Source organism: Pseudomonas sp. NFX183 (genome assembly GCF_047943075.1).
In the GTDB taxonomy this organism is placed as follows: domain Bacteria; phylum Pseudomonadota; class Gammaproteobacteria; order Pseudomonadales; family Pseudomonadaceae; genus Aquipseudomonas.
Map to the genome: position 1 here is coordinate 1,183,996 of NZ_CP181333.1, position 23,671 is coordinate 1,207,666.

At 61.1% G+C, this 23,671-nt stretch carries 23 protein-coding genes, 5 tRNA genes and 2 pseudogenes; 10 read left to right on the forward strand and 20 right to left on the reverse strand.

Features of this window, described 5'->3' with window-relative positions; translation table 11 throughout:
• Window positions 1–11 precede the first annotated feature (11 nt).
• Complete coding sequence (gene pfkB, locus ACM530_RS05610; RefSeq protein WP_404486857.1) at window positions 12–953, reverse strand: 1-phosphofructokinase; 942 nt, start codon at window positions 951–953, stop codon at window positions 12–14.
• Window positions 954–3,812 (reverse strand): phosphoenolpyruvate--protein phosphotransferase, encoded by a 2,859-nt coding sequence (ptsP, locus tag ACM530_RS05615; RefSeq protein ID WP_416364404.1) that lies wholly within the window; start codon window positions 3,810–3,812, stop codon window positions 954–956.
• Window positions 3,813–4,106: 294 nt separating this feature from the next.
• Here ptsP and cra point away from each other — a divergent pair, with 294 nt between their 5' ends.
• Both cra and ACM530_RS05625 read left to right on the forward strand, forming a co-directional pair.
• Window positions 4,107–5,102, forward strand: a complete 996-nt coding sequence (gene cra, locus ACM530_RS05620; protein ID WP_145165276.1) for a catabolite repressor/activator — start codon at window positions 4,107–4,109, stop codon at window positions 5,100–5,102.
• A 2-nt stretch (window positions 5,103–5,104) separates the two neighbouring features.
• Window positions 5,105–5,881: a TatD family hydrolase gene (locus tag ACM530_RS05625; RefSeq protein ID WP_242194763.1), complete on the forward strand. Its 777-nt coding sequence runs from the start codon at window positions 5,105–5,107 to the stop codon at window positions 5,879–5,881.
• Here the strand turns inward: ACM530_RS05625 and ACM530_RS05630 are convergent.
• From ACM530_RS05630 to ACM530_RS05655, 6 genes and pseudogenes are all read right to left on the reverse strand, one after another.
• Window positions 5,828–6,256 (reverse strand): hypothetical protein, encoded by a 429-nt coding sequence (locus ACM530_RS05630; protein WP_124416411.1) that lies wholly within the window; start codon window positions 6,254–6,256, stop codon window positions 5,828–5,830. The two genes, ACM530_RS05625 and ACM530_RS05630, sit on opposite strands and share 54 nt — an antisense overlap.
• Before the next feature lie 127 nt (window positions 6,257–6,383).
• Window positions 6,384–7,313, reverse strand: coding sequence for a methyl-accepting chemotaxis protein (locus ACM530_RS05635; protein ID WP_416365077.1), 930 nt, complete (start codon window positions 7,311–7,313; stop codon window positions 6,384–6,386).
• A pseudogene (locus ACM530_RS05640) lies at window positions 7,287–8,381 on the reverse strand (methyl-accepting chemotaxis protein); the annotation flags it as partial. The pseudogene ACM530_RS05640 and the gene ACM530_RS05635, both read right to left, overlap by 27 nt.
• 224 nt (window positions 8,382–8,605) lie before the next feature.
• Window positions 8,606–9,442, reverse strand: coding sequence for a regulatory signaling modulator protein AmpE (gene ampE / locus ACM530_RS05645; RefSeq protein ID WP_369302575.1), 837 nt, complete (start codon window positions 9,440–9,442; stop codon window positions 8,606–8,608).
• Entirely contained in the window at window positions 9,439–10,002 is a 564-nt protein-coding gene (gene ampD / locus ACM530_RS05650) for a 1,6-anhydro-N-acetylmuramyl-L-alanine amidase AmpD (RefSeq protein WP_145165284.1), read from the reverse strand. The genes ampE and ampD overlap by 4 nt, the downstream gene beginning before the upstream one ends.
• A gap of 61 nt (window positions 10,003–10,063) precedes the next feature.
• A pseudogene (locus tag ACM530_RS05655) lies at window positions 10,064–12,220 on the reverse strand (DUF1631 domain-containing protein).
• A 245-nt stretch (window positions 12,221–12,465) separates the two neighbouring features.
• Here ACM530_RS05655 and nadC point away from each other — a divergent pair.
• A complete protein-coding gene (gene nadC, locus ACM530_RS05660) occupies window positions 12,466–13,314 on the forward strand; it encodes a carboxylating nicotinate-nucleotide diphosphorylase (protein ID WP_145165288.1) in 849 nt (282 codons plus the stop codon).
• A gap of 43 nt (window positions 13,315–13,357) precedes the next feature.
• Here the strand turns inward: nadC and ACM530_RS05665 are convergent, their stop codons facing one another.
• The 3 genes from ACM530_RS05665 to ACM530_RS05675 form a co-directional block, all read right to left on the reverse strand.
• Window positions 13,358–13,663 carry a DUF6388 family protein gene (locus ACM530_RS05665; protein ID WP_106578609.1) on the reverse strand — a complete coding sequence of 102 codons (306 nt, stop codon included), beginning with the start codon at window positions 13,661–13,663 and terminating at the stop codon, window positions 13,358–13,360.
• 172 nt (window positions 13,664–13,835) lie between these two features.
• Window positions 13,836–13,908: transfer RNA gene (locus tag ACM530_RS05670), tRNA-Thr, on the reverse strand.
• A 64-nt stretch (window positions 13,909–13,972) separates the two neighbouring features.
• Window positions 13,973–14,386, reverse strand: coding sequence for a pilin (locus ACM530_RS05675; RefSeq protein WP_262210148.1), 414 nt, complete (start codon window positions 14,384–14,386; stop codon window positions 13,973–13,975).
• Window positions 14,387–14,588: 202 nt separating this feature from the next.
• Here ACM530_RS05675 and ACM530_RS05680 point away from each other — a divergent pair, with 202 nt between their 5' ends.
• From ACM530_RS05680 to yacG, 4 genes are read left to right on the forward strand one after another with little or no spacing between them, the layout of a single operon-like run.
• On the forward strand, window positions 14,589–15,797 hold the full coding sequence (locus ACM530_RS05680; protein WP_416364405.1) for a type II secretion system F family protein: 1,209 nt from the start codon (window positions 14,589–14,591) through the stop codon (window positions 15,795–15,797).
• Window positions 15,794–16,660, forward strand: a complete 867-nt coding sequence (locus ACM530_RS05685; RefSeq protein ID WP_416364406.1) for a prepilin peptidase — start codon at window positions 15,794–15,796, stop codon at window positions 16,658–16,660. Before ACM530_RS05680 ends, ACM530_RS05685 begins: the two co-directional genes overlap by 4 nt.
• Complete coding sequence (coaE, locus tag ACM530_RS05690; protein ID WP_262210097.1) at window positions 16,657–17,280, forward strand: dephospho-CoA kinase; 624 nt, start codon at window positions 16,657–16,659, stop codon at window positions 17,278–17,280. Before ACM530_RS05685 ends, coaE begins: the two co-directional genes overlap by 4 nt.
• Complete coding sequence (yacG, locus tag ACM530_RS05695) at window positions 17,277–17,477, forward strand: DNA gyrase inhibitor YacG (RefSeq protein WP_106578604.1); 201 nt, start codon at window positions 17,277–17,279, stop codon at window positions 17,475–17,477. The genes coaE and yacG overlap by 4 nt, the downstream gene beginning before the upstream one ends.
• Here yacG and ACM530_RS05700 read toward each other — a convergent pair.
• From ACM530_RS05700 to ACM530_RS05710, 3 genes are all read right to left on the reverse strand, one after another.
• Window positions 17,474–17,689: a hypothetical protein gene (locus tag ACM530_RS05700; protein ID WP_003171680.1), complete on the reverse strand. Its 216-nt coding sequence runs from the start codon at window positions 17,687–17,689 to the stop codon at window positions 17,474–17,476. The two genes, yacG and ACM530_RS05700, sit on opposite strands and share 4 nt — an antisense overlap.
• Window positions 17,690–17,755: 66 nt before the next feature.
• Window positions 17,756–18,445: an energy-coupling factor ABC transporter permease gene (locus tag ACM530_RS05705; RefSeq protein WP_416364407.1), complete on the reverse strand. Its 690-nt coding sequence runs from the start codon at window positions 18,443–18,445 to the stop codon at window positions 17,756–17,758.
• Window positions 18,442–18,909, reverse strand: a complete 468-nt coding sequence (locus ACM530_RS05710) for an FAD/FMN-containing dehydrogenase (RefSeq protein ID WP_242194782.1) — start codon at window positions 18,907–18,909, stop codon at window positions 18,442–18,444. Before ACM530_RS05710 ends, ACM530_RS05705 begins: the two co-directional genes overlap by 4 nt.
• 100 nt (window positions 18,910–19,009) lie before the next feature.
• Between ACM530_RS05710 and ACM530_RS05715 the strand changes: the two genes are divergently transcribed.
• The 3 genes from ACM530_RS05715 to ACM530_RS05725 all read left to right on the forward strand — a co-directional run bounded on the left by ACM530_RS05715 (window position 19,010) and on the right by ACM530_RS05725 (window position 21,261).
• The gene (locus tag ACM530_RS05715; RefSeq protein WP_145165302.1) at window positions 19,010–19,639 is read left to right on the forward strand and encodes a DUF1780 domain-containing protein; all 630 of its coding nucleotides are present in this window, start codon (window positions 19,010–19,012) and stop codon (window positions 19,637–19,639) included.
• A gap of 89 nt (window positions 19,640–19,728) precedes the next feature.
• Entirely contained in the window at window positions 19,729–19,902 is a 174-nt protein-coding gene (locus ACM530_RS05720; protein ID WP_064450648.1) for a DUF3094 family protein, read from the forward strand.
• Between the two features lie 60 nt (window positions 19,903–19,962).
• Entirely contained in the window at window positions 19,963–21,261 is a 1,299-nt protein-coding gene (locus ACM530_RS05725; protein WP_145165303.1) for an NAD(P)/FAD-dependent oxidoreductase, read from the forward strand.
• Between the two features lie 59 nt (window positions 21,262–21,320).
• Here ACM530_RS05725 and ACM530_RS05730 read toward each other — a convergent pair whose 3' ends face one another.
• The 6 genes from ACM530_RS05730 to ACM530_RS05755 form a co-directional block, all read right to left on the reverse strand.
• A complete protein-coding gene (locus tag ACM530_RS05730; protein ID WP_242194784.1) occupies window positions 21,321–22,208 on the reverse strand; it encodes a LysR family transcriptional regulator in 888 nt (295 codons plus the stop codon).
• A 31-nt stretch (window positions 22,209–22,239) separates the two neighbouring features.
• Window positions 22,240–22,974 carry a cysteine hydrolase family protein gene (locus ACM530_RS05735; RefSeq protein ID WP_242195074.1) on the reverse strand — a complete coding sequence of 245 codons (735 nt, stop codon included), beginning with the start codon at window positions 22,972–22,974 and terminating at the stop codon, window positions 22,240–22,242.
• Between the two features lie 166 nt (window positions 22,975–23,140).
• Window positions 23,141–23,217: transfer RNA gene (locus ACM530_RS05740), tRNA-Pro, on the reverse strand.
• Window positions 23,218–23,311: 94 nt separating this feature from the next.
• Window positions 23,312–23,387: transfer RNA gene (locus ACM530_RS05745), tRNA-Lys, on the reverse strand.
• A gap of 5 nt (window positions 23,388–23,392) precedes the next feature.
• Window positions 23,393–23,469 (reverse strand) — tRNA-Pro (locus ACM530_RS05750).
• A gap of 10 nt (window positions 23,470–23,479) precedes the next feature.
• Window positions 23,480–23,555: transfer RNA gene (locus tag ACM530_RS05755), tRNA-Asn, on the reverse strand.
• Between the last annotated feature and the right edge of the window lie 116 nt (window positions 23,556–23,671).

The window sequence follows — 23,671 nt, forward strand, 5'->3', positions numbered from 1 at the left end:
CACAAACCCTCTTATTGTTCTGTCAGCGCGCGCACATGGACGCCGCTTTCGAGACGCGCCAACTGCGCGTCATCGCTGATGCCAAACCCGATCTGTGTGACGGCCATCGCGGCAATTGCCGTGGCGCGCCGCAAGGTGGTTTGTGGCAGATCAACCTTGAGCAAACCGTGAAGCATCCCGGCCAGCAGCGAATCGCCGGCACCCACCGTACTGGCGACACTAACCTTGGGCGGCGTGGCGTGCAGCGCGGTGCCCGGGCTGAACCAGTTCACGCCGTCGGCACCGTGGGACACCACCACATGCTCCACGCCTTGGGCGTGCAGACGCTCGGCGGCCTGGGCCTGTTGCGCGATGGAGTCCGTGGGGCAATCCAAGGCCTCGGCCAGCTCTTCAGTGTTGGGTTTAATCAGCCACGGGCCCGCCTGCAAACCGGCGCGCAAGGCTTCACCGCTGGTGTCGAGGGCGACTTTCAAACCGAGGCTTTTGAGGTGTTCCAGCAAGCCTTTAAACCACTGCGCACTGATGCCGCGCGGCAAACTGCCGGCGACCACCACCGCGTCGTGCCCTGGCGCAATCAGCGTCAGTTGATTGAGCAACGCCTGCTGGGCCTGCTCACTGACCTGCGGTCCCGGCGCATTGACGTCGGTGACCCGGCCGTCCTGCTCGGCGATCTTGATGTTGCTGCGGGTTTCGCCCGGTACGCGAATAAACGCGTCGGCAAAACCACGCCGGGCAATCAACGCCTCGAAGGCTTGCGGATTGTCTTCACCGAGAAAGCCACCGACGGTGACGTGATGGCCAAGGTCCGCCAACACCTGGGCGACATTCACACCTTTGCCGGCGGCGTGGGTCAGCAGGGTTTCGCTGCGGTTGACGGCACCCGGCTCCAGGCGTGCCAGGCGGACCGTAAGGTCCAACGCCGGGTTCAGCGTCAGGGTCAGAATCTTCGCCATTTACACGGCCTCCACTAGGGCTCGCACTTGCGCGGGCGAACCCACCGCAAGGGCTTTTTGCGCCAGGCTCTGGGCCTCGCTCAGACTGAATTCGCGTACCCGCGCCTTCACTTCGGGAATGCTGCGGGCCGACACGCTCAACTCATCCACCCCCAGCCCGATCAGCACCGGCACCGCCAGCGGGTCCGCCGCCAATTCGCCGCACACGCCCACCCACTTGCCATGGGCATGGGCGGCACGCACGGTGATGTCGATCAGTTGCAGCACCGCCGGGTGCAGGCCGTCGGCCTGGGCCGACAAGGTAGGGTGGCCACGGTCGATAGCCAGCGTGTACTGGGTCAGGTCGTTGGTGCCGACGCTGAAAAAATCGACCTCTTTGGCGAGTACCGGCGCGAGCAAGGCGGCGGACGGCACCTCGATCATGATGCCCAGCTGCAAGTCGGCGACCGGGATTTCCAGGCGCAGGCGCTCGGTCATGTCTCGGGCCGCGCGCCATTCATCGACGCTGCCGACCATCGGAAACATGATGCGCAGCGGTCGGTTGTCCGCCGAGCGCAGCAGCGCACGCAATTGCGCTTCCATGATCTGCGGGCGTTGCAAGGTCAGGCGAATACCGCGCACACCGAGGAAGGGGTTTTCTTCCTGGGCGATCGGCCAATACGGCAGCGGTTTATCACCGCCCACATCGAGGGTGCGCACCACCAGCGGGCGACCGCCAAGGCCGTCGAGTACGAGGCGGTATTCGGCTTCCTGAGTGGCTTCATCCGGCGCTTGTGGGTGAGCCATGAAAATCAGCTCGGTGCGCAGCAGGCCGATGCCTTCGGCGCCCTGCTCCACCGCGCCGGCAACACCCGCGCTCTCGCCGATATTGGCGAACACTTCCACGGCGTGACCGTCACGGGTCAACGCCGGTTCGTGGCGCTGCGCCGAAGCCGCTTGCAGGCGCTGTTCGCGGGTGTCGCGCTCGACGCTGGCGCGTTGCAAGGTGGTGGCGTCGGGGTCGACATGCAGGCGACCGCGCTGGCCATCGAGCAACAATGGCGTGCCGGACGCGAGCAGCAACACCGCCGCGCCTGCGCCTACCAAGGCGGGAATGCCCAGGGCGCGCGCGACGATGGCGCTGTGCGCCGTGGCGCCGCCACGCGCGGTGAGAATGCCGGCGACGCGGGCCGGGTCCAGACGCGCGACGTCGGAGGGGCCGACTTCGTCCATCACTAAAATGTAGGGTTCGCTCGGCTCCTGGGCGGTTTCGACGCCGCACAATTGCGCCAGCACCCGACGGCCGATGTCGCGCAGGTCGGCGGCGCGCTCGGCGAGCAAGGCATCCTGCAGCGCCTCCTGCTGTTTGGCGGCGGCCTCGATCACGCTCATCCACGCCGCTTCGGCGCTCTCGCCCTGCTTGAGGCGGGTGTCGACTTCGTCGGTCAGTTCCGGGTCGTCGAGCATCTCCTGATGGGTGATGAAGATCTCGCGGATGGCTTTGGCCTGGCTGCGTTCGATCAGGCCCTGGATATCGCGGCGCACATCGGCCAGTGCGCTCTGCAGGCGCTGGCGCTCAATGGCCGAGGACTCGCCGCGAAGGGGGTAATCGAAGACTTGCTGAACCTGGATGTGTGCAGGCCCGATGGCAATGCCTGGCGCGGCAGCGATGGCCTGGATCTGGCTGCCGGCCGCGGGCGCGCTGATGGCCGGTTCGATCTCGACGCTGGCAGGCTGGGCACTTACGGTCGGCAGCGGCTCGACTTCTTCGCCCAGACCTTCTTCTACGGCCGCGAGCAACGCGGGCAATGCATCGCCGGCAATTGTCGGTTCAGCGACAAACTCCAGCACTTGGCCGCGACGGGCGCCAAGGCTCAGCAACTTGCTCAAACTTTTCACCGACACGGCGCCCACTGGGCCGTCAACCAGGCGCACGCGGATATCGCCATCAAAACTTTTCGCCAATTGCGCGAGGATTTTCGCCGGCCGCGCATGCAAGCCATGGGCGTTGGCCAGGGTGACGCGCACGCTGGGCCAGTCAGGCGGCAGTTCGCCGCCGAGTACTTCGAGCACCGCGCGGCTGCTGGTGGCGCGGCCGAGTTCCTGGCCGCGTCCTTCAATCAACAACGCGCACAGGCGTTCGAGCAAGCTCTGGTGCGCTTCGCCAAGGCTGGCCAGGCAAAACAAACCGTTGAGCGGCTGGCCGAGGTAACGCATGGGTTTGTCCGGCGTGACAAACGCAAGGCCCGGCCGTTTGACCGTCTGCTCGCTGTGCAGCCACCACAGGCCATCGCCCAGCGGCAACGCGTCGACTTGCTGCAACACGGCAGCAAAACCATTGCTCACGCAATCAGCCTGACGCAACAGGCGTGCGCCTCGCCAGACAAGCTCTTCGAAGTCATCGGCGGACACGCCAAGGCTGATCATTTGCGCGTCCAGCGCCAGTTCCTGCGGCGCGCCTTGCAGCAGCTTCAACAAGGCGTCGGCCGAACCGGCACGGCGCAGCGCCTCGCCCAGATCGGTTTCACCGAGGGCGCGGGTCAGCAATTGCAGCAGGCGCAGGTGTTCATCGGATTTGGCGGCAATGCCAATGGCCAGGTAGACGATCTGGCCATCGCCCCAGTCCACCCCTTCGGGGAACTGCAGCAGGCGTACGCCGGTGGAAAAAACCTGGTCGCGGGTTTCCGGGGTGCCGTGAGGGATGGCAATGCCTTGGCCGAGAAAGGTCGAACCTTGGGCTTCACGCGCTTGCAAGCCACTGAGGTAACCCTCGGCGACCAGGCCGTCGGCCACCAGTTTGTCAGCGAGCAGGTGCAAGGCAGCAGATTTATCCACAGCCACCTGGCCCATGGATATCTGCTCTACAGTGAGCTCAAGCATGCCGTTCTCCTAGTTAGTGCGGTGGGCGCACTAGGTATTGTTTTGAATAAATCAGCGTGGCTGCGTTCAAAAATAGCTGACTGAGTGGTCAATTGGCAGTAGCCAGTCAGTCGCGAACGTCGTAAAAATACGCTGGCTGAAACGTTTAATCTAGAATTTATGGCAGATTACGCGCTAATTATGCAAGCTTGAAGCGCCACTCGGCGCTTGAGCTCAGCCAATAGTCGTGTGCAGTAATCGGTTACGATTGGACAAAATGTCGGGGCAAGCTCTAAAAAACAAGGAAATCCCGGTTTGAAACTCAGTGATATCGCACGTCTGGCCGGTGTGTCCGTGACCACCGCAAGCTACGTCATCAATGGCAAGGCCGCGCAACAACGCATCAGCAGCGCAACCGTCGAGCGGGTGCGCGCGGTGGTTGAAGCCCATGGCTTTACCCCAAACCCTCAGGCGGCCGGGCTGCGCAGTCGGCACACGCGCACCTTGGGCTTTATCCTGCCGGACCTGGAAAACCCCAGTTACGCACGGATCGCCAAGTTGTTGGAACAAGGCGCACGGGCGCGCGGCTATCAGTTGCTGATTGCCAGCTCCGACGATGAGGCCGACAGCGAGCGCCAATTACTGCAGCTGTTTCGCGCGCGGCGTTGCGATGCGCTGTTTGTGGCCAGTTGCCTGCCGGCCAGCGATGACAGCTACCGCGAACTGCAAGCCAAAGGCCTGCCAGTGATTGCGATCGACCGGGTGATGGAAACTGAGCAGTTTTGCTCGGTGGTCAGCGATGACCGCCAGGCCTGCCAGCAGTTGACCAGCAGCCTGCTGCAACCGTTGCCCAAGCAGATCGCGCTGATCGGTGCGCGTCCCGAGCTGGGCATCAGCCAGGAGCGCGCTGCCGGCTTTCATGAAGCGCTGAAAGGCTTCACGGGTGAGGTCATCGTCGAACAGGGCGAGGCCTTCAGCCGAGATTGCGGCCGACAACTGATGGAGCAACTTCTGCAACAACTGGGGCATTTGCCTGACGCGCTGGTGACCACTTCGTACGTGCTGCTGCAAGGGGTGTTCGACGCGCTGCACGACTTCCCGCTCAAATCCCGGCCGCTGCGCCTCGGCACTTTTGGTGACACCCAGTTGCTGGACTTCCTGCCGCTGCCGGTCAACGCCATGGCCCAGCAACATCAGCTGATTGCCGACACCGCCCTGCGCCTGGCGCTGGCCGCCATCGAGGAAGAACAGTACCAACCGGGCGTGCACGCCATCGGCCGGACCTTCAAGCAGCGTATTCACGAGGCTTGAGCGTGGAGCTGATCGACACCCATACCCACCTGGACTTCCCGGACTTCGACCCTGATCGCCGGCAAGTCCTCGCCCACAGCCGCCAACTCGGCGTGCAGCGCATGGTGGTGTTGGGTGTGTATCAGCAAAACTGGCAACGGCTGTGGGATCTGGTGCAGGAAGACGAAGGCTTGTTCGCCGCCTTCGGCCTGCACCCGGTGTACCTCGATGAGCATCGCCCCGCCGACCTGACGGAGCTGGGCGACTGGCTGACGCGCTTGAAGGGCCACCGGCAACTGTGCGCCGTCGGTGAAATCGGCCTGGATTACTTTCTCGAACAGCTGGACCGCGAGCGCCAGCAGCGCCTGTTTGAAGCGCAACTGAAACTGGCAGCGGACTTCCAGCTCCCGGCCCTACTGCACGTGCGCCGCAGCCACGCAGCAGTGATCGCCACCCTCAAGCGCATTCGCCTGCCACGCGGCGGCATCATCCATGCGTTTGCCGGCAGTTTTGAGGAAGCCCGCGAGTACATCAAGCTGGGTTTCAAACTCGGCCTGGGCGGCGCCGCCACATGGCCGCAGGCGCTGCGCATGCACAAAGTACTTGCGCGACTGCCCCTTGACGCGGTGGTGCTGGAAACCGATTCACCGGACATGGCGCCCGCCATGTACCCGGGCCAGCGCAACAGCCCGCAACACCTGCCGGACATCTGCACCGACTTGGCCGAACGCATGGCGATCAGCCCTTTACTGCTGGCCGAGACGAGCACACGCAATGCGCGCGAGCTGTTCAACTGGTAGCGGTTTGACCGCCTGCAAGTTCAACGTCAGCCGTTGCCGATGACGGGCGTAACGCAGCACTAGAAAGTGCATCAGCACCGCCACCAGCGAAACGTTGAGTTGCCCGACCACGCTGAGCAACCCGACCCACTCCGCCACCAGCGCCACAATCAGCACCGAGCAGGTCAATACCACCATGCTCGGGGCCACCATGGCCCAGTGGTCCAGCGCCTTGAACTGGCGCAGCTGCCTGGGGCATATCAACTGCAGGGTGCGCTGGCAATAGGGGCATTCAAAGGGCTCGTGGATGGCAATCGCATTCACTTGCCAGGGCTTGAGTTCAAACGTGATGTCGCAATGGGCGCAATGCCCTTTGATCCCCATGGCAGTGGCCATCGCTGTGCCTCCCTTGAACCGTGACGGGTTGAAACAAATTCTCACCCATTCAGGCATTCAAAAAAGCCACACAGCGAAATCAGGACGGGCACCACGGCCCACGAAGACCAAGTCCTACGCGCCTGCCCTACACACGAAACGCGCCGATCAATTGCTTCAACTCGACGACTTGCACCGACAGCAGCCGACTGGCCGTTTCGGTCTGATGCGCGCCCTCGGCGGCATGCTCGCCCGCACGATTGATGGCAACGATGTTCTGGTCGATATCGTGGGCCACGGCGGTTTGCTGCTCCACGGCCGCGGCAATCTGCTGGTTCTGATCGACGATCATTCCGACGGCGCCCAGGATATTTTCCAGGGCTTGCTGGACCTTTTCCGACTGCCCCACGGTGCCATTGGCCATGGCATGGCTGGTGCCCATGACCTTCACGGCCGCGCCGACACCGCTGTGCAGGCGGCTGATCATCTGTTCGATTTCTTCAGTGGACTGCTGGGTGCGTCGGGCCAGGGTGCGCACCTCGTCGGCCACCACGGCAAAACCGCGGCCCTGCTCGCCGGCGCGCGCCGCCTCAATCGCGGCATTCAGCGCCAACAGGTTGGTTTGTTCGGCGATGCTCTTGATCACCTCGAGCACGCCACTGATCGACTGGCTGTCGGTGGCCAATTGGTTGATGACCTGCACTGACGCCTCTATCTCCGACGCCAGGCTCGCGATGCTGCCCTGCTGGGATTGCACCAGGCCTCGGCCGCTGACGGTTTCGTCGTTGACGCTGTGGGCACTGCTGACCGCCGCCGCCGCACTGCGCGCCACTTCCTGGGCGGTGGAAGACATCTGGTTCATGGCCGTCGCCACCTGCTCGATCTGGCTGCGCTGCCCGGAAACCGTCTGGTTGCTGTGGGCCGACACGGCTCGCACTTGCCCGGCTTGCAACTCGACCTGGCTGACGGTGCGACCGACGCGCTCGATCAAGTCATGAATCCTGGCCACCGTGCCGTTGAATACCTGGCCCAACTCCCCGAGTTCGTCGCGGCTGTGGGCAACAAAGCTGACGGTCATGTCGCCGCCCGCGACCTGGTTCATCATCGCCCCCAGGCGACGCAACGTGGTGCGGGTCGACGCGTAGAAACCGGCATACAAATAAAAGATCAGCACAAACACCGCCACCAGCGCCGAGACCAGCACCATCATGTGCGTGCGTTTTTGGGCCAGGCGCTGCTCAAGTTGCTGTTCAAGAAACGTCAGGGTCGCTTCATTGAGTTGGTAGGTTTGGGCCATCAACTGGCTGACGCTTTCATAAAAACCCTGCCACGGCGCATCGAGGGTTTCGGCCATCACCACCTGCTCTTCAAACAACTCGCTGCCGTGCTTGAGACTTGCGCTGCTGGCCGTGGCCAGAGGGTCGAGCGCCGCATGCGCGGCGGTGCTGGCGCCCAGTGCGTCCTGCAACTTCAGGGCGTACTCGGCCTGGAGTTTTTCCAGTTGCTGCAGCAGTTCATCAAAGCGCGTACTGGAGGATGAATTGAGAAAACCCTGGCCCAAGGAGTAGGCGCCCATGGCCCGCCCTTCACCCAGGGTTTGGGTGACTTGCGGGGTGACGCTGGTGACCAGCTCGCTGAGTTGGCGCAAATCGCCCTGAGGGTCACGGCTCAAGCCGGACTGGCTGGCAATGATCTGGCTGAGCATCTGGGCCTTGTTGAGCAATTTGCCAATCAGCGCGCTTTTGCTCAGCAGCGAGGTTTCCTGTTGCTGAGCCTTGAATGCGGCGATCATTTCGTCACGCTTGCCATCAAAAACACGGGTGTGTTCAGCGTCGCCGGTCATCGCGTTGAGGCCTTGCAGGCGGCTCAACACGCTCTGTTCCAACGCACTGATCTTGCTCTCCAGATCACCGGCCTTGCCGGACTGCCCCAGCACCGCGTTGATCTGCACCTGGTTATTGAGGGTTTCCAGGTCACGGCGCAGCGCCAGGCTGCTGCCGAGCAGATCGAGGCTTTGCAGTTCGATGCGAGTGCCCTGCAATTGCGCCCAGGAATCACGCACCAGGAAATAATTGGTGGCCAGCATCGGCAGCAGGAACAGCACGCTGATCAGGCTGAATTTCATGCCGAAACTCAGACGGTTCATCAGCGCGATGGCGGGATAGAGCAAGCTCTTCAAAGGTGTACTCCCTTTCTATTATTTTTATTGAGGCGCAGGGGGAAGCGGCAGATAGCCACTATTTGGCGCTCTGTCTGTATAGCTCAATTTGAAAGGGAGTTTTGTGACGTAAGGTTAACGACCTGCGCTGAGCGGTTTTTTGTGGCGGGGGCGCAAAGTCCCTCGCCACAAAAACCCGGTCGTCTGGCTAGCTAGGGCAGTACGGTCCAGATCGCAAACCCGGCATACCACAGCACCGCCGCGCGCAGCAGCAGTTCCCACAGCCGATCCAGGCTGTTGATACCCTCGGGCCCCACCACGGGCGATGGGATTTCAGCCGCCGCCAGGCCGACTTTTTCTACCAGTTGTGCAGCGCTGATGTCCCAGCTCAACAACTCATGCAACATCACCCGCCCAACCGCGACAAAGTTACCCACCAAGGCAAAACTTGCCGCCAGAAGGCGCACCGGCACCCAGTCAAACGCGTGACGCAATTGCCCGGCACGCTCGGCAACCTGCGGGTTCTGGCTGTATTCGCTGGCCAATGCCAGTAGGCGATACGCCAACGCCGCCACCGGCCCCAACAGGAAGTACCAGAAAATCACTGCAAAAAAGCTCTGATAGGCCTGCCACAGCAAATGGCCTTGAACGCGCTCCAGCAGTTGCTCGCCATTGTCAGCCACCACCTTCAGGTCTCGTTCGGCCACATGCTCGGCGGCCTGCAGGTCACCGCGCCGCCATGCATCGCGAAACGGCCCAAGCCCAGCCAGCAGATCGCCGCGCCCGAGGCTGTAAATCACCACCAGCAGATGCACCGGCAGCGCCAGCAGGCCATAAGCCACCGGTTCCAGCACCAACAGCAACAGCGCCAGCAAGGCCACCGGCAGTAACACCAACAGGACAAGAATCAGCCAGGGCCGCTTCCCCATGCGCGGGCTGGATTCCAGCTTGGCCAGTTCACGCAACCATCCACCGTCGCGTTGTAACCGCTGACGCAAGGCCGAGAATTTCTCGATCCAGACCGCCAACACCAACACCAGGAAACTCATCGTGCGTGTCCTCCATCCTGCAGGGCGCTGCGAAAGCGCGTCCAATCAAAAGCCGGGCCCGGGTCGGTCTTGCGACCCGGTGCGATATCACTGTGACCACAAATACGCTGCCGGGTGATGTCTGGATAAGCCGCCAGCAGCTGCCGCGTGAGGTCAATCAGCGAAACATATTGAGCCTCGGTAAACGGTAGCTCGTCCGTTCCTTCCAGCTCGATTCCCAGAGAAAAGTCATTACACACCTCGCGCCCCTCGAAACTCGATACCCCGGCATGCCAGGCCCGGTCCAGGCACGACACAAATTGCGTCACGCTGCCGTCGCGCTCAATCAGAAAATGCGCAGACACCCGTAAGTCGGCAATGCCTTCAAAGTAAGGATGTTGCGTGACATCCAGGCGATTCTGGAAAAACTCATGCACCTTGCCGGTGGCAAACTGTGCCGGTGGCAGGCTGATGTTATGCACCACCAACAGGGAGATCTCGCCGGCGGGGCGCTCGTTGAAGTTGGGCGAAGGGCAATGGCGAATGCCCTGGCACCAACCGCTGGTGGGGTCCAACTGCATACGGGTTCCTTGAATGAGACGAGGTGTTACCAGTATGCCGCGTTCAGGCCTGCGGTTGCGATCACTTGCCGCGATTGAGTTGACGCAGGTTGCCCACCACGCATGCCAGCGCGCGGTCGAACAGCAGCCCGTCGTCCAAGGTACGCAAGGCCCCGCGCTTGAATGCCATGGCCAGCTGGTCGGCACTTTTTTCAAGGACTTTGAGGCCGGTACGGCTGACAAAAATGTAGCTATTGGCCGGGGCCATGATCGCCGTCAACTTGCAGCGCAACGCTGTGTTTTCGTCTTGCTGGAACTCAAACCAGCCACCGACACGCAGCTGGTGAGCCTTGAGCAGGTCCGGGTCATCGCTCGGCAAGCGCTGTATTGAATCAGGCAACCCGACACTGAACGAAAACGGCTCACGCACCTTGATCAGCGCGTCGATGCACTCGCCTTCGGCCGACTGAACATGCATGGCCTGCAACTGAACAAAAAACTCACGGGTGCTGAAAGGGTCGAACGCCGCGCTGGTCAAGCCGTTGCGCAAAGCCGTGAGCAACCCGGGCAGTTGCTCCAGCAGGTGCCGGCCGGCCTCGGTGTCTGTCTGCAGGCCCACACTCCAGATCAACTCGTCCATGGTGCGCACACCCGCCTGCCACTGCACCGACTGTTCGCCGTGCTTGAGGCAGGCCAACAACAGCACCTGGCTCCAGGCCTGCTGAAGAAACCGCACCACCGATTGCGGCAAGACCTTGCCGAGCAAGCGCCGATTGAGCAGATCGGCCACACGGTCACGTGCGGCTTGCGTGCGTATGCGCCCTTCTTCGGCCTCACGGGTGTGTTGTTCAAGCAACGCGCTACGGCGTTGTTCATCCGAGGTGAACGCAGTGAACTGCGCCAGCAGTTGGGAAAAAATCGTCAGGTCTTCGACGAAATCATTCAACAAACACTGCACCACTTGCTCAATATGCAAGTACAGGCTGTCGCGCTGATAGCCCTCGTGCGGGCTCCAGCCCATGGCAGCCGAGGCGATTTCATTGAGCAGTCGACGCGCCGGGTGGCAGGCGCGGCTGAAGAGGCTCTTGTCCAGCACCGCCACTTTCAACATCGGAATCTGCAAGCGCGCGATCAAACCCTTGAACGCATCAGGCACGGTGCGATCATTGAGGATGAACTCGAACAGCAAGGCGATCAGATTGATCACGTCTTCATCGGCGCCTTCCACCACACGCGACTTGCCGCTCTTGACGCTCACGCGGGTCAACAGTTGTTCAAGCTGGTTACGCAGGTCGAAATCGTCTTCGGCCTCAGGTTCAGGCACATATTGTTGCAGGTGCGAGAGCAGGCGCAGCAGGTCGCGCGAGGCAATGGGTTGCGGTTCGGCGCAGGCTTCCAGGGTCGGCGCCACGCTGCCTCACACCGCCGCCAACAACACCTGCAAGGCGGCGAAGGCTTGCTGGCCGTTCTCATCCAGGGGCGGGTCGATGGCTGGCGGGTTGCCTTCTCGCTGCTGGTCACGGGCGGCACGCCCGCCAGGGCGACGCGAGGGCACGGCCTTGAGTTCGGGCAAAACCCCGGTGGCGACCAGCAACTGATTGGCTTCGCAGAACAATTGGTCGGCGTCACTGAGCACGTACTTTTCAAACAGTTTGAGCATGATCAGCTTGACGCGAATCTCTACGCCCAGGCTGCGCCCCGCGCGCAAAAAGAACTCGCAAAGCAGCGCCGGACCCAACGGGTTGTCGCACTCGCTCAGAGGCTTGCCAAGCAATGCACTCAAGCGCGCGGTCAGTTGGCCCAGCGCCAGACCATCGCGATGTCGCACCCGTCCGAGCATGGCCTCCAGCGCAACGGCCTTTTCCAGTTCGTCGCTGGACGTGCCGGGCGCCGCCTCATACGACACCACCGGCACCAAATGCGCCTCGCCTGGCTCTGCATGGCCCAGACTGGCGAAAGCGGCGAACAACTGCGCCATGAACACGCGCTCAAAATTTTTGCGCTTGAGGCGCAAGTCACGCATCGCTTCAAAGAAGATGTGATGGTCAACATTGCTGCGGGCCTTGTCGGCCATTTCGAACAGCGTGTCATCGGCGTTATCGAACAGTTCCTGCAGACCTTGCTGCAACTGTTGGGCAGCCTTGTCGCGAACCTGCAGCAACACCACCGGCAGGCGCGCAAGCGGCGATGGCGTGGGGTGCGCCTTGTTGATTGGCACCACCTTTCCGTCATTGTGCATCCTGGCCTCCTGAAACGGCGGTGTTGGGGTGGGGAGCGATCAGCTACAGGTCCGATGGGGGCTGCGAAAACCGGTTGTCACCAGGACGTCAAAGCTATGACGCCAATTGCAAGGCGCAGGATTATCTTGCAAATAAGGGTAGTTGCGCCAGTGAACTCTGCCATTGCTCTGTAAATGAGTGTTGAGTCTGGGTTCACAGGCGCGCTGCCCCTATAATCCGTGGCACTTTGTTTGTGGAGCCTGTTATGCCGAATCTCCGTCTTGCCGACCTCACCGCCGAAATCGAAGCCAACGTGCGCCGTGCACTGCTGGAAGACATCGGCAGCGGCGACATCACTGCGCAATTGATTCCGGCCGAACGGCTGGCCAAGGCGACGATCATCACCCGCGATGCGGCCGTCATCGCCGGTACGGCCTGGGTCGATGCGGTGTTCCGCCAGCTCGATCCTCGGGTCGCGGTGCATTGGCAGGTTGCCGACGGTGAGCGTGTCAGCCCCAACCAGGCGCTGTTCCACCTTGAGGGCCCTGCCCGCTCACTGCTCAGCGGCGAACGTTGCGCGCTGAATTTTCTGCAGATGCTGTCAGGCGTCGCCACGCGCGCTCAGTACCTGGCGGATTTCGTCGCCACGACCCAGGTCAAGCTGCTGGACACCCGCAAAACCCTGCCGGGCCTGCGCCTGGCGCAGAAATACGCCGTGACCTGCGGCGGTTGTCATAACCACCGCATCGGGTTGTACGACGCCTTCCTGATCAAGGAAAACCATATCGCGGCGTGCGGCGGGATTGCGCAGGCGATTACCGCCGCGCACAAGATCGCGCCGGGCAAGCCCGTGGAAATCGAAGTGGAAAGCCTGGAGGAACTGCGCGAAGCGCTGGCGGCGGGCGCCGATATCATCATGCTCGACGAATTGAGCCTGGATGACATGCGTGAGGCCGTACGCCTGAATGCGGGCAAGGCCAAGCTGGAGGCCAGCGGCGGGATCAATGAAACCACGCTGCTGCCCATCGCCCAAACCGGAGTGGACTACATCTCCATCGGCGCGATGACCAAGGATGTGAAGGCGGTGGACTTGTCGATGCGGCTGAGCATCTGAGGTTTTAATGTAAGCGCCGGCAAGCCGGCGCCTGCACAGTGTTTCAGATCGCGAGGTTGTTCATCCCGCAATACTCGTTCCAGTCGACACCCAGCACCTCGGCGGCCTCCTTGTGCAAGGCCAGGCGTGCGGCCTCGAACTCTTCCGGCGTCGACGTGTATTTGAGGGTCAATTCCCATGGCTGCAGGCCCTGGGCCTCGGCCTCATCCTCAAATGACCATTGGATCTGGTCCCTTTGATCATCGGCGCTCAGGTCCTTGATCTCATCCAGCAGTTCCGGCGACTCCGCAACGTACTTTTTGAGGGCTGCTTCGTGCCGCGCTTCCTGGGTCATTTCTGGTGTGGTCATGTTGTTCTCTTAGATCGAGGAATGGGGATGCATCTGGGTCATCAAGGTTGCGCAGATACGAAAGAGCAAGCATGAATGCCGGCTCGTCTGGCCTTCAGAACCATTCTGGGATCATCTGAAAACAGTGCTGCCTTTTGAAACAGTGTTGCGTTTTTTCAACAGTGTTGCCTTGTGCCCGAGACAGGAATCGAACCTGCGACCTTCGCGTTACGAGTGCGCTGCTCTACCGGCTGAGCTACACGGGCGGTGGGCTAAAGCTAGCACCGCATTGGGCAGGCGGCAACTAACTCGCCTACCGCCCGACGGCCGTCAGGCCCCGTCGGCGCCGCAGCCTTTGGCAACGTATTGCGCTTCAGCCGTGGTCGCGCACTTCCAGCCCGTGGTGGCGCTGCGCGTCAACGTGATGGTCTTGCCCAGCACGGGCGCAGGCGCATCAAGAATTTCACAGCTGATGGAGCCTGCGCCGGTGGCCACATCGCCTGCCACGTCGATCTTGCAATTGGCGGTGGGACTGGTGCCACCGATCAAGGCCAGGGTCGGTACGGTGCCCTGGTTGAGGGTGTCCTCGAAACCTGCCTTCAGCGCGGAGACTTCAGCCAACCCCGCGGTGAACTTGGCCTTGGCCTGGTGCTTGGTATACATGGGCAAACCGATAGTGGCCAAAATGCCGATGATTGCCACGACGATCAACAGCTCGATCAAGGTAAAGCCTTTCTGACGCATCACATTCACTCTCCAGAATAGAAACCCTCACAAGGCGCGTCCTGCGCCCCGCATTGTGCAACGGCGCCAGTGTACTCATCCACGCACGACCAATCGCCTGCAAGACGCACAATCTGACATTTTATCCTTCCTCGCCAGCCTGTCCGAATCCCTCACCTGACTAAGCTATAAATCTTCAACGACCTGCGTGCGGAAACGTGACATGAATGACGCTGCAACGATCTACGCCTGGGAAGGCATCAACCGTAAAGGACGCAGAGTATGCGGGCAAACCACAGGCCAGAACCTGGCGCTGATCAAGGCACAACTGCGTGAGCAAGGGATTTGCCCCGGCCGAATCCGCAAGAAAACCCCACGCCTGCCAAGCTTCGCCCCGCCGATAAAACCCGCCGATATTGCCCTGTTCACCCGCCAGCTGGCGACATTACTGAAGGCTGGCATACCGCTGTTGCAAGCGTTCGACATTATTGGCGAAGGCTTCGACAACCGCCTGATGCGCGAGCTGATAAAGGGCTTGAAACAGGAAATCGCTTCCGGCAACAACCTGGCGACAGCGCTGAAAAAACAACCGCGCTATTTCGATGACCTGTATTGCCACCTGATTGCCGCCGGCGAGCACGCCGGCGCCCTGGAAACGCTGCTGGAGCGCGTTGCCATCCATCTGGAGAAAAGCCAGCAGCTCAAGGCGCGCATCAAGAAGGCCATGACCTACCCCATCGCCGTCATCGTGGTTGCAGGCCTGGTCAGCACGGTCTTGCTGATCCACGTGGTGCCGCAGTTCCAGAACCTGTTCGCCGGCGTCGATGGCAAACTGCCGGGCTTCACGCTGAGTGTCATTGCCTTGTCCGAGTTCCTGCAGCGTGCCTGGTGGATGGTGGCACTGGGTTTGGCCGCGACAATTATCGGGCTGCGCCACGCCTATCGGGCATCTCCCGGTTTTCGCCGTTGGCTGGACCTCGGTTTGTTGAACGCGCCCCTGGCAGGCACACTGCTGAAAAAAACCGCGGTTGCCCGCTACGCCCGCACACTCTCAACGACCTTCGCCGCGGGCGTGCCGTTGGTGCAGGCGCTGGATTGCGTGGCGGGGGCGGTCGGAAATGGGTTGTTCAAACAGGCGATCGAACATATGCGTCACGATGTATCCACTGGCATGCAGTTGCACCAATCCATGGCCAACAGCCGCCTGTTTCCCAGTATGGCAATCCAGATGACGGCCATCGGGGAAGAATCGGGAACCCTGGATCGCATGCTGGAAAAAGTCGCCAATCACTACGAGGCCGATGTGCAAAACCTGGTCGATAACCTCACCAGCCTGATGGAGCCCCTGATCATGGTGGTATTGGGCGGCATCGTCGGCGCACTGGTGATTGCCATGTACCTGCCAGTGTTCCAGCTGGGGTCGGCATTTTGAACCCGTTGCTGAATGAACAACCGTGGCTCTTTGTCGGGATGGCGCTGGTGCTGGGCCTGATTGTCGGCAGTTTCCTCAATGTGCTGGTGTGGCGCCTGCCGAAAATGCTCGAGCGCGAATGGCGCGCCCAGGCCCAGGAGGTGCTCGGTTTGCCTGCTGACCCTGCGGGCCCGGCTTACAACCTGATGCGCCCCCATTCCTGCTGCCCCCGGTGCAATCATCCGATTCGCGCGGGGGAAAATATTCCGCTGCTCAGCTACCTGCTGCTCAAGGGCCGTTGTGCCCATTGCCGAGAACCTATCAGTGCCCGCTACCCGTTCACCGAACTTGCCGGCGCGCTGGTCTCGGCGGCGGTGGCCTGGCATTTCGGCTTCGGCTGGCAAGCCGGCGCGGTGATGCTGCTGAGCTGGGGGTTGCTGGCGATGAGCCTGATCGATGTGGATCATCAGCTGCTGCCCGACGTTCTGGTGCTGCCGCTGTTATGGCTGGGGCTGATCCTCAACAGTGTTGGCTTGCTGGTGACGCTGCCGGATGCGCTCTGGGGTGCGGTCATTGGGTATATGAGCCTGTGGACGGTGTTCTGGCTGTTCAAGGTGATCACCGGCAAGGACGGCATGGGCTATGGCGACTTCAAGTTGTTGGCCTTGCTCGGCGCCTGGGGTGGCTGGCAGATTCTGCCGATGACACTGCTGATGTCTTCGTTGCTCGGGGTGCTTGCCGGGCTCATCCTGCTGCGCTTGCGCAAGCCCCAGGCGTCGGCCCCAATGCCGTTTGGTCCGTGTCTGGCGATTGCCGGCTGGATTGCATTGCTCTGGGGTGGTCAAATAACCGACTTCTATTTGCAGTCTGTCGGTTTCAAATGACCACTTCTGTTGCAACACCCTGGATTCTTGGCCTCACCGGCGGCATCGGCAGCGGCAAAAGCGCGGCCGCCCAGCACTTCATGGATTTGGGCATCGACCTGGTCGACGCCGACCATGCGGCTCGCTGGGTGGTTGAGCCCGGCCGCCCGGCACTGGCGCAAATCGCCGAGCACTTCGGTGCAGGCGTGCTGTTACCCGACGGCCAACTGGACCGCGCCGCGTTGCGCAAACTGATCTTTGAGGTCCCGCAAGAACGCCGCTGGCTGGAAGCCTTGCTGCACCCGCTGATCGGCGAGGAGATTCGCAGCCATCTGGCGCGCGCGCGGTCGCCTTACGCAATCCTGGTGTCACCGCTGCTGATCGAGTCCGGCCAGTACAGCATGACCCAGCGCATCCTGGTGATTGACGTGCCGCAATCACTGCAGATTCAGCGTACCCTGCAGCGCGACGGCATCAGCGAACAGCAAGTGCAGGCGATTCTGAAGGCCCAGTCCAGCCGTGAAGACCGCCTGAACCATGCCGATGACGTACTGGTCAATGACCAGGACCTCGCCTGGCTGCACAGCGAGGTCGAGCGACTGCACCACTTTTACCTTACTTTGCGTGGAGGCCGATCATGAGCCAACCTATGACCGTCGACTGCCCAACCTGCGGTGCACCCGTGGAATGGAAAACAGACAACCTCAATCGGCCGTTTTGCTCGGACCGTTGCAAACTCATCGACCTGGGCGCCTGGGCATCGGAAGAGCACAAGATTCCGGTCAGCCCGGATGCCGAAGACGACCTGTTCTCCGAAGACTTTCAGCCTAAGCACTAAGGCCGCATAAAGGCGTACTCCTGCTGGTCGTCGAGGTTCTCTGCAAGGTATTGCAGCTCGTCGGCCAGGTCTTCGAAACTGCGTACGCCTTTACTCTGCTGCACCACGGCGCTGAGCATGGCGCGCAAGGTCAAGCCTGGGTCGAAACCGATTTCCTGCGCGGCGTCCTGACTTCTGCGCAACTCCTGCCGTGCCCATTCGTACACACTCATGCCCCACGCTCCTTCATAAATTTCGCAGAGCATGGGCCTGTGTGGCCGGCCGGGATTTGATCTGGGTCAACGCCGCGAATCGTCGTCTTTCCATGGCGCAGAGAGGTAGCGCGTACGGTTGAAGGTCTCAAGCCACTCCGGGCAAAACACCACCAGAGCGCTGATGACCATGCCGTTGATAAAGGCTTCTGGGAAGATGATCAGCCACAGGTAGCCGATGAAGTCTTCCAGCCACTCCGGCATCGCGAAACGGCCGTCTAACCACAGCAACCCCAGCGCAGCCATCAAGCAGAGCAGCGCCGACAGCGCGGCGGCAAAGAAGCCCGAGCAGAAGATATACACAAAGGGATTGCGGGGTTGGGCGCGCTCTACCAGCACTGCACAGCCTTCCGTGACCAGTACTGGCAACACGATAAACAGCAGGCCATTGACCCCGACGGCGGCCAGGTCCTGACGCCCCAGCAGCAACAGCCCGAACTGCGCCGCCCACCCGCCGACGATTGCCAGAGGCCAGTCGAGCAGCAGGGTCACGGCGGTCATGCCGATAAAGTGGTAGGAAACGCCAGTATCGAAATCGCGCCGCACCAGCCACAACATGAACAGCGCGAACACCGTACCAAACAGCAGATGCTGACGCCGCCGGTCGGCAAACAGCTCGACCCATGGCGAGCGCAGGATTGCCCACATCACCACGGGCGCATACAACAGCCAGCCGATGCTGAGGGTTTGCGGCGCCAGCACGGCGGCACTGATCACGGCTTCACCTGCTCCAGTGCTTGGCGCAGCTCGTCAGCGGAGCTGTATTCGTGCTGCGCAATCACCTTGCCGCTATCGAGTTGCAGCCACAGCACTTTATCCACAGCCCCTGGGTAACGCGGGGCAATACGCGCATCACGGTCCAGCATGACCCGGTAGTTGTAGGCCTGCATCGCCGGCACGGCGAACAGCTTGGCGATGAGCCGGGGCATGCGCTGGATATCGGCGATGAACACCGCGTGGCGCGCTTCGAGGTAGCCCTTGGGCTGGCCTTGCAGCGCGGCATCTACCCGCTTGGCGGCGTCCATGCTGCGGGCTACCAGCAGAATCTGCGCCTGGTCATCCAGGGTGTAGGCCTGGTCGAACTGGTCGAGCAGGGTCCATGGCGCCACGCGCTCACCCACCTCAACAGCTTGGGCCCACAACGGTAAAAGGCTCAGCAACAGCACCACGAAAAACTTCACCGCAGACTCCTTGATTCGGATGAGGGTCGAGTAGCCAGTCTACACCGGCCGTTTAAAGCAAGACTTCCTGCGGTCATCATTTGGACGCTAAGCTGCAAATATGGATGACTCAGATTACTTGCGCCTGCTTACCGTAGCGGCCGAACAAGCCAATGCGTTCCTGTCCAATGCCCGCAAATGGGAGCGTGAGCGTTGGGTCTGCCAGCGCCTGCTGCAAGGCTTGAATGTGCCCTACCGGGCCGAGGAGTTTCATGCCGCCGGTCAAGAACCGCCGGATGTGTTGTTTCGCGACGCCAGTTTCGAGGTGTTTTTTGTACTGGATGAAGGCCGGCGCCTGAACGACGAATGGCGCGATGAGTTGCTGCGCCGACGCAGCGCATTTTCCCTGAGCCAGTTGGTCCGGCGCGAAGCCAAGCCGCGGCGTATCCCCGCCCATGAGTTCCTGTTGCGCCTGGCGCCGACGCTGCGCAAAAAAGCGCATAACTACAAAGAACGTGGCATTGACCTGGGCGAGCTGGACCTCATCGCCTTCGCCAGTCTCAAGCGCGAAGTGCTGGACCTCAACAGCCATTTCCCGCCTCCCACCGAATACCTGCGCCAGGGTTGGCGCTCGCTGTCGCTGGTCGGGCCGACCTTTGCCCGCGTGCTGTTCGCCCATCCTGATGCCCCGGATTTCTTGCGCAACAACTTGGGCCGCAGCATAGTATTCGACGTGGGCATCAGCCTGTGACGCGGGCACAGGCTACGCTTGTGGCGATACCGCCAATCTCCCGACTGTAACGTGGCGCCCTTTTGCAACGTCTACCTGACGAGGCCTTTATGACCAGCCGCCTGAACCCCGATGACCAACAGCATGTCGAAGAGTACCTGCAACTCTCCCAGAACCGAGTCGAGCGCAAGCCTTTCCGGCCGTGGCTGCTCCTTGGTGTGGTGCTGGTGGCGGTGATCGGGCTCGGTCTGCTGAGCCGCCTTTTGAGTTACCTGACGCTATGAGCTGCCTGGCGCTCGCGAGGGTAACTGCTCCGATTTCTTTTAGCCTTGCGAGATATCCCCATGACCCATCGTATTATTATCGTCGGCGGCGGCGCCGGCGGCCTGGAGTTGGCTACCCGCCTGGGTAAGACTCTGGGCAAGCGCGGCACCGCCAACATCACGCTGGTGGACACCAACCTGACCCATATCTGGAAGCCACTGCTGCACGAAGTGGCTGCCGGCTCGCTGAACTCTTCGGAAGACGAACTCAACTACGTCGCCCAAGCCAAATGGAACCACTTCGAGTTTCAGCTGGGGCGCATGAGCGGGCTTGACCGTGAACAGAAAAAAATTCAGCTGGCCGCCACCCTTGACGAAGAAGGCCGCGAACTGGTGCCTGCGCGCGTGCTGGGCTATGACAGCCTGGTGATCGCAGTCGGCAGCACCACCAATGACTTCGGCACCGAGGGCGCAGCGCAACACTGCCTGTTCCTCGACACACGCAAACAGGCCGAGCGTTTCCACCAGCAGTTGCTCAACCACTACCTGCGCGCCCATGCCGGGCAGACCGATACCATTGAACAGATCAGCGTCGCCATCGTCGGCGCCGGCGCCACCGGCGTTGAGCTGGCCGCCGAGCTGCATAACGCCGCCCACGAGCTGGCAGCGTACGGCCTGGACAAGATCAAACCGGAAAACATGCACATCACCCTCATCGAAGCCGGCCCGCGGGTATTGCCTGCGTTGCCGGAACGAATTGGCGGGCCGGTGCATAAAACCCTGGAGAAACTCGGGGTCACGGTGCTGACCAATTCGGCGGTCAGCGAAGTGACGGCCGACGCACTGATCACCAGCAGCGGCCAGGTCATTCCGGCCAGCTTGAAGGTGTGGGCCGCCGGGATTCGCGCGCCAGGCTTCCTCAAGGACATCGACGGCCTGGAAACCAACCGCATCAACCAATTGCAGGTGTTGCCGACGCTGCAGACTACCCGCGACGAAAATATCTTCGCCTTCGGCGACTGCGCCGCCTGCCCGCAACCAGGCACCGACCGCAATGTACCGCCCCGCGCACAGGCCGCTCACCAGCAGGCTTCGTTGCTGGCCAAGTCTCTGAAACTGCGGATTGAAGGCAAGGACCTGCCGTCCTACAAGTACACCGACTACGGCTCGCTGATCTCGCTGTCACGTTTCTCGGCGGTGGGTAACTTGATGGGTAACCTGACCGGCAGCGTGATGCTGGAAGGCTGGCTGGCGCGGATGTTCTATGTATCGCTGTACCGCATGCACCAGATGGCGTTGTACGGTTTCTTCCGCACGGCCATGCTGATGCTCGGCAGCAAGATCGGGCGCGGCACCGAGCCGAGGCTCAAGCTGCACTGATTGACTGAACGGCAGCAAAAAAATCCCCCTATCACACGATAGGGGGATTTTTTATTGGGCTAGAGCTGCTGGTAGAACTCAGCCATATAGTCGACAAACGCCCGCACCTTCGGCGCCAGGTGCCGGGACTGTGGATAAAGGGCGTAATAGTGCCGCTCGCCCAATGAATAATTGGGCAGAATTCGCACAAGCTGACCGTGCGCCAAGTCGCTGTGCACTGTGGCCTGGGTGAAACACGCAATGCCCGCCCCCGCCAACGTGGCCGCGTGCAACGCGCTGATGGTGTTGGTGCTGAACCGCCCCGATGGGGTGACCGTAACCACCGCGCCACGCGCCGCGCTCAGTTGCCAATCCGACGACGCACCAATGAAAGTCAGCAAGTGATGGTTGTCGAGCTCCTGCGCCGAACGGGGCAACCCATGGCGGCCGATGTAGCTCGGCGACGCGACCAGAACCTGGCTGGAAATCGTCAACGTGCGGGCAATCAATGACGTATCCGCCAGGGCGCTGGCAATGCGTATCGCGACATCAAACCCGTCGGCCACCAGGTCGACGAACTGATCATCACAGCACAGCTGCAGCTCAATATCCGGATAGCGTCGTTGAAAACCCGGTAGCCAGTGCGGCAGATCCAGTGTGCCCACCACCAGCGGCACACTGACTTTCAGCAGGCCTTCGGGGCGTTGATGCCCGTGGGCGATGGCCTGGGATGCGGCGTCGAGACGATCAAGGATATCCACGCACGCTGCGTAGTACTGCTCCCCGGCACCCGTCAGACTGAAGCGTCGCGTGTTGCGGTTGATCAGTTGGGCGCCCAGCTCAATCTCCAATTGCTGCAATTGCCGGGATATCGTCGAATGCGTGGTCTCCAGGCGCTCTGCGGCTGCAGAAAAACCCTTGGCTTCGACGATGCACCGAAAGGCGCGCATGGCAGATAACTGGTTCATGAAGCAGGCGATCCCAAGCTGGTCAGGGGAATCAGTTAACCGGCAAAGCGATAATTTGCGAGGTGGTCAGCACCGAACCGAAGGTGTCTTCGATTTCAGCCAGTGCCGAGTTGTGCAACTCATCCTTGGTTACCGAACGGCCATCGGCGCGGGTAATAGCCCGTGTGGCACTGGCATCGGATGCTACCACAACGTCGTAGCCCAACGGCGCGGCGTCACGGGCGGCGCCAGCAACACAGGCGTGAGTCATCAGGCCACTGATAATCAGGGTTTTGACGCCGGCTTTCTTCAATTGCGCATCCAGGTCGGTGCTGGCAAACACGCTGACCGTGGTCTTCTGCACAAGCGTGTCTTGTGCACGTGGCTTCATCAGCGGGTGAAAATCGACGGTCTTGCCATTCTTGGCGAAGACCGCCGCGTCGTCCGGGGCGATGTGCTGCACGTGAATGACCCGGATGTTTTCCTTGTCGGCAAACTTGATCAGACGCTGAGTGTTTTCCAGGGCTTTCATGCCGTCAGGGATCGGCATGCGGCCGGTGAAGTATTCATTCTGGAAGTCGATGACCACCAACGCGGTGGTTTTCGGGTCAAGACGGTCAGTCGGCTTCGCCCCCAACATCGCGCGAATGGTCGGCTGCGGGTGTGTGGCTGTTTCGGCGGCGACAGCGTAATGGCCGAGGCCCACCATCATACCGAAGCCAACAAGCGTGGACTTGAGTACGGCAGATAGCGAACGGACAGGGTGAGCGGCTGGGGTGAGGGTCATCATGCAGATTCCTTGAGGCGAGTGAATGGACGAGGCCCAGTCTAGGAGGCCGCGACCAGTGCACCAACGCACCCATCAGCACAATATCTGTTTGGAATTCGCACAAGTGAGGCCAAACAACAGGCAAAAAAAATCCCCGTATCTTTCGATACGAGGATTTTTAATATGGTCGGGGTAAGGGGATTCGAACTCCTGACATCCTGCTCCCAAAGCAGGCGCGCTACCGGACTGCGCTATACCCCGGTAAAAAAAAGGCGACCTTTCAGTCGCCTTCTGCGACCAGGGCTTTTGACCTCTGATCTTAAGATCTGATTCCAGCGTTAACTGGTCTCAAAAATGGTGGGTCGTGTGGGATTCGAACCTACGACCAATTGGTTAAAAGCCAACTGCTCTACCAACTGAGCTAACGACCCAAAAATGGTCGGGGTAAGGGGATTCGAACTCCTGACATCCTGCTCCCAAAGCAGGCGCGCTACCGGACTGCGCTATACCCCGGTTTTGAAATTGGCTCCGTGACCAGGACTCGAACCTGGGACCCAATGATTAACAGTCATTTGCTCTACCGACTGAGCTATCACGGAACTGCATATTTCAAATGTGTAACTTTACTGCGTTGAAACGTTCTCTTCGGCTTGTCCGTATCGCTACGTTCATGTCTCTGAGGCGCGCTATTCTACAATCTTAAAAACCCCTGTCA

Coding starts and splice junctions, on each gene's coding strand:
- ACM530_RS05680 (WP_416364405.1), top strand. CDS start 14,589: ATGAATGACGCTGCAACGATCTACGCCTGGGAAGGCATCAACCGTAAA.
- ACM530_RS05635 (WP_416365077.1), bottom strand. CDS start 7,313: ATGACCGTCAGCTTTGTTGCCCACAGCCGCGACGAACTCGGGGAGTTG.
- coaE (WP_262210097.1), top strand. CDS start 16,657: ATGACCACTTCTGTTGCAACACCCTGGATTCTTGGCCTCACCGGCGGC.
- ampE (WP_369302575.1), bottom strand. CDS start 9,442: ATGAGTTTCCTGGTGTTGGTGTTGGCGGTCTGGATCGAGAAATTCTCG.
- ptsP (WP_416364404.1), bottom strand. CDS start 3,812: ATGCTTGAGCTCACTGTAGAGCAGATATCCATGGGCCAGGTGGCTGTG.
- ACM530_RS05735 (WP_242195074.1), bottom strand. CDS start 22,974: ATGACCCTCACCCCAGCCGCTCACCCTGTCCGTTCGCTATCTGCCGTA.
- ACM530_RS05630 (WP_124416411.1), bottom strand. CDS start 6,256: ATGGCCACTGCCATGGGGATCAAAGGGCATTGCGCCCATTGCGACATC.
- ACM530_RS05730 (WP_242194784.1), bottom strand. CDS start 22,208: ATGAACCAGTTATCTGCCATGCGCGCCTTTCGGTGCATCGTCGAAGCC.
- nadC (WP_145165288.1), top strand. CDS start 12,466: ATGCCGAATCTCCGTCTTGCCGACCTCACCGCCGAAATCGAAGCCAAC.
- ampD (WP_145165284.1), bottom strand. CDS start 10,002: ATGCAGTTGGACCCCACCAGCGGTTGGTGCCAGGGCATTCGCCATTGC.
- ACM530_RS05725 (WP_145165303.1), top strand. CDS start 19,963: ATGACCCATCGTATTATTATCGTCGGCGGCGGCGCCGGCGGCCTGGAG.
- yacG (WP_106578604.1), top strand. CDS start 17,277: ATGAGCCAACCTATGACCGTCGACTGCCCAACCTGCGGTGCACCCGTG.
- ACM530_RS05665 (WP_106578609.1), bottom strand. CDS start 13,663: ATGACCACACCAGAAATGACCCAGGAAGCGCGGCACGAAGCAGCCCTC.
- pfkB (WP_404486857.1), bottom strand. CDS start 953: ATGGCGAAGATTCTGACCCTGACGCTGAACCCGGCGTTGGACCTTACG.
- ACM530_RS05715 (WP_145165302.1), top strand. CDS start 19,010: ATGGATGACTCAGATTACTTGCGCCTGCTTACCGTAGCGGCCGAACAA.
- ACM530_RS05700 (WP_003171680.1), bottom strand. CDS start 17,689: ATGAGTGTGTACGAATGGGCACGGCAGGAGTTGCGCAGAAGTCAGGAC.
- ACM530_RS05675 (WP_262210148.1), bottom strand. CDS start 14,386: ATGCGTCAGAAAGGCTTTACCTTGATCGAGCTGTTGATCGTCGTGGCA.
- ACM530_RS05720 (WP_064450648.1), top strand. CDS start 19,729: ATGACCAGCCGCCTGAACCCCGATGACCAACAGCATGTCGAAGAGTAC.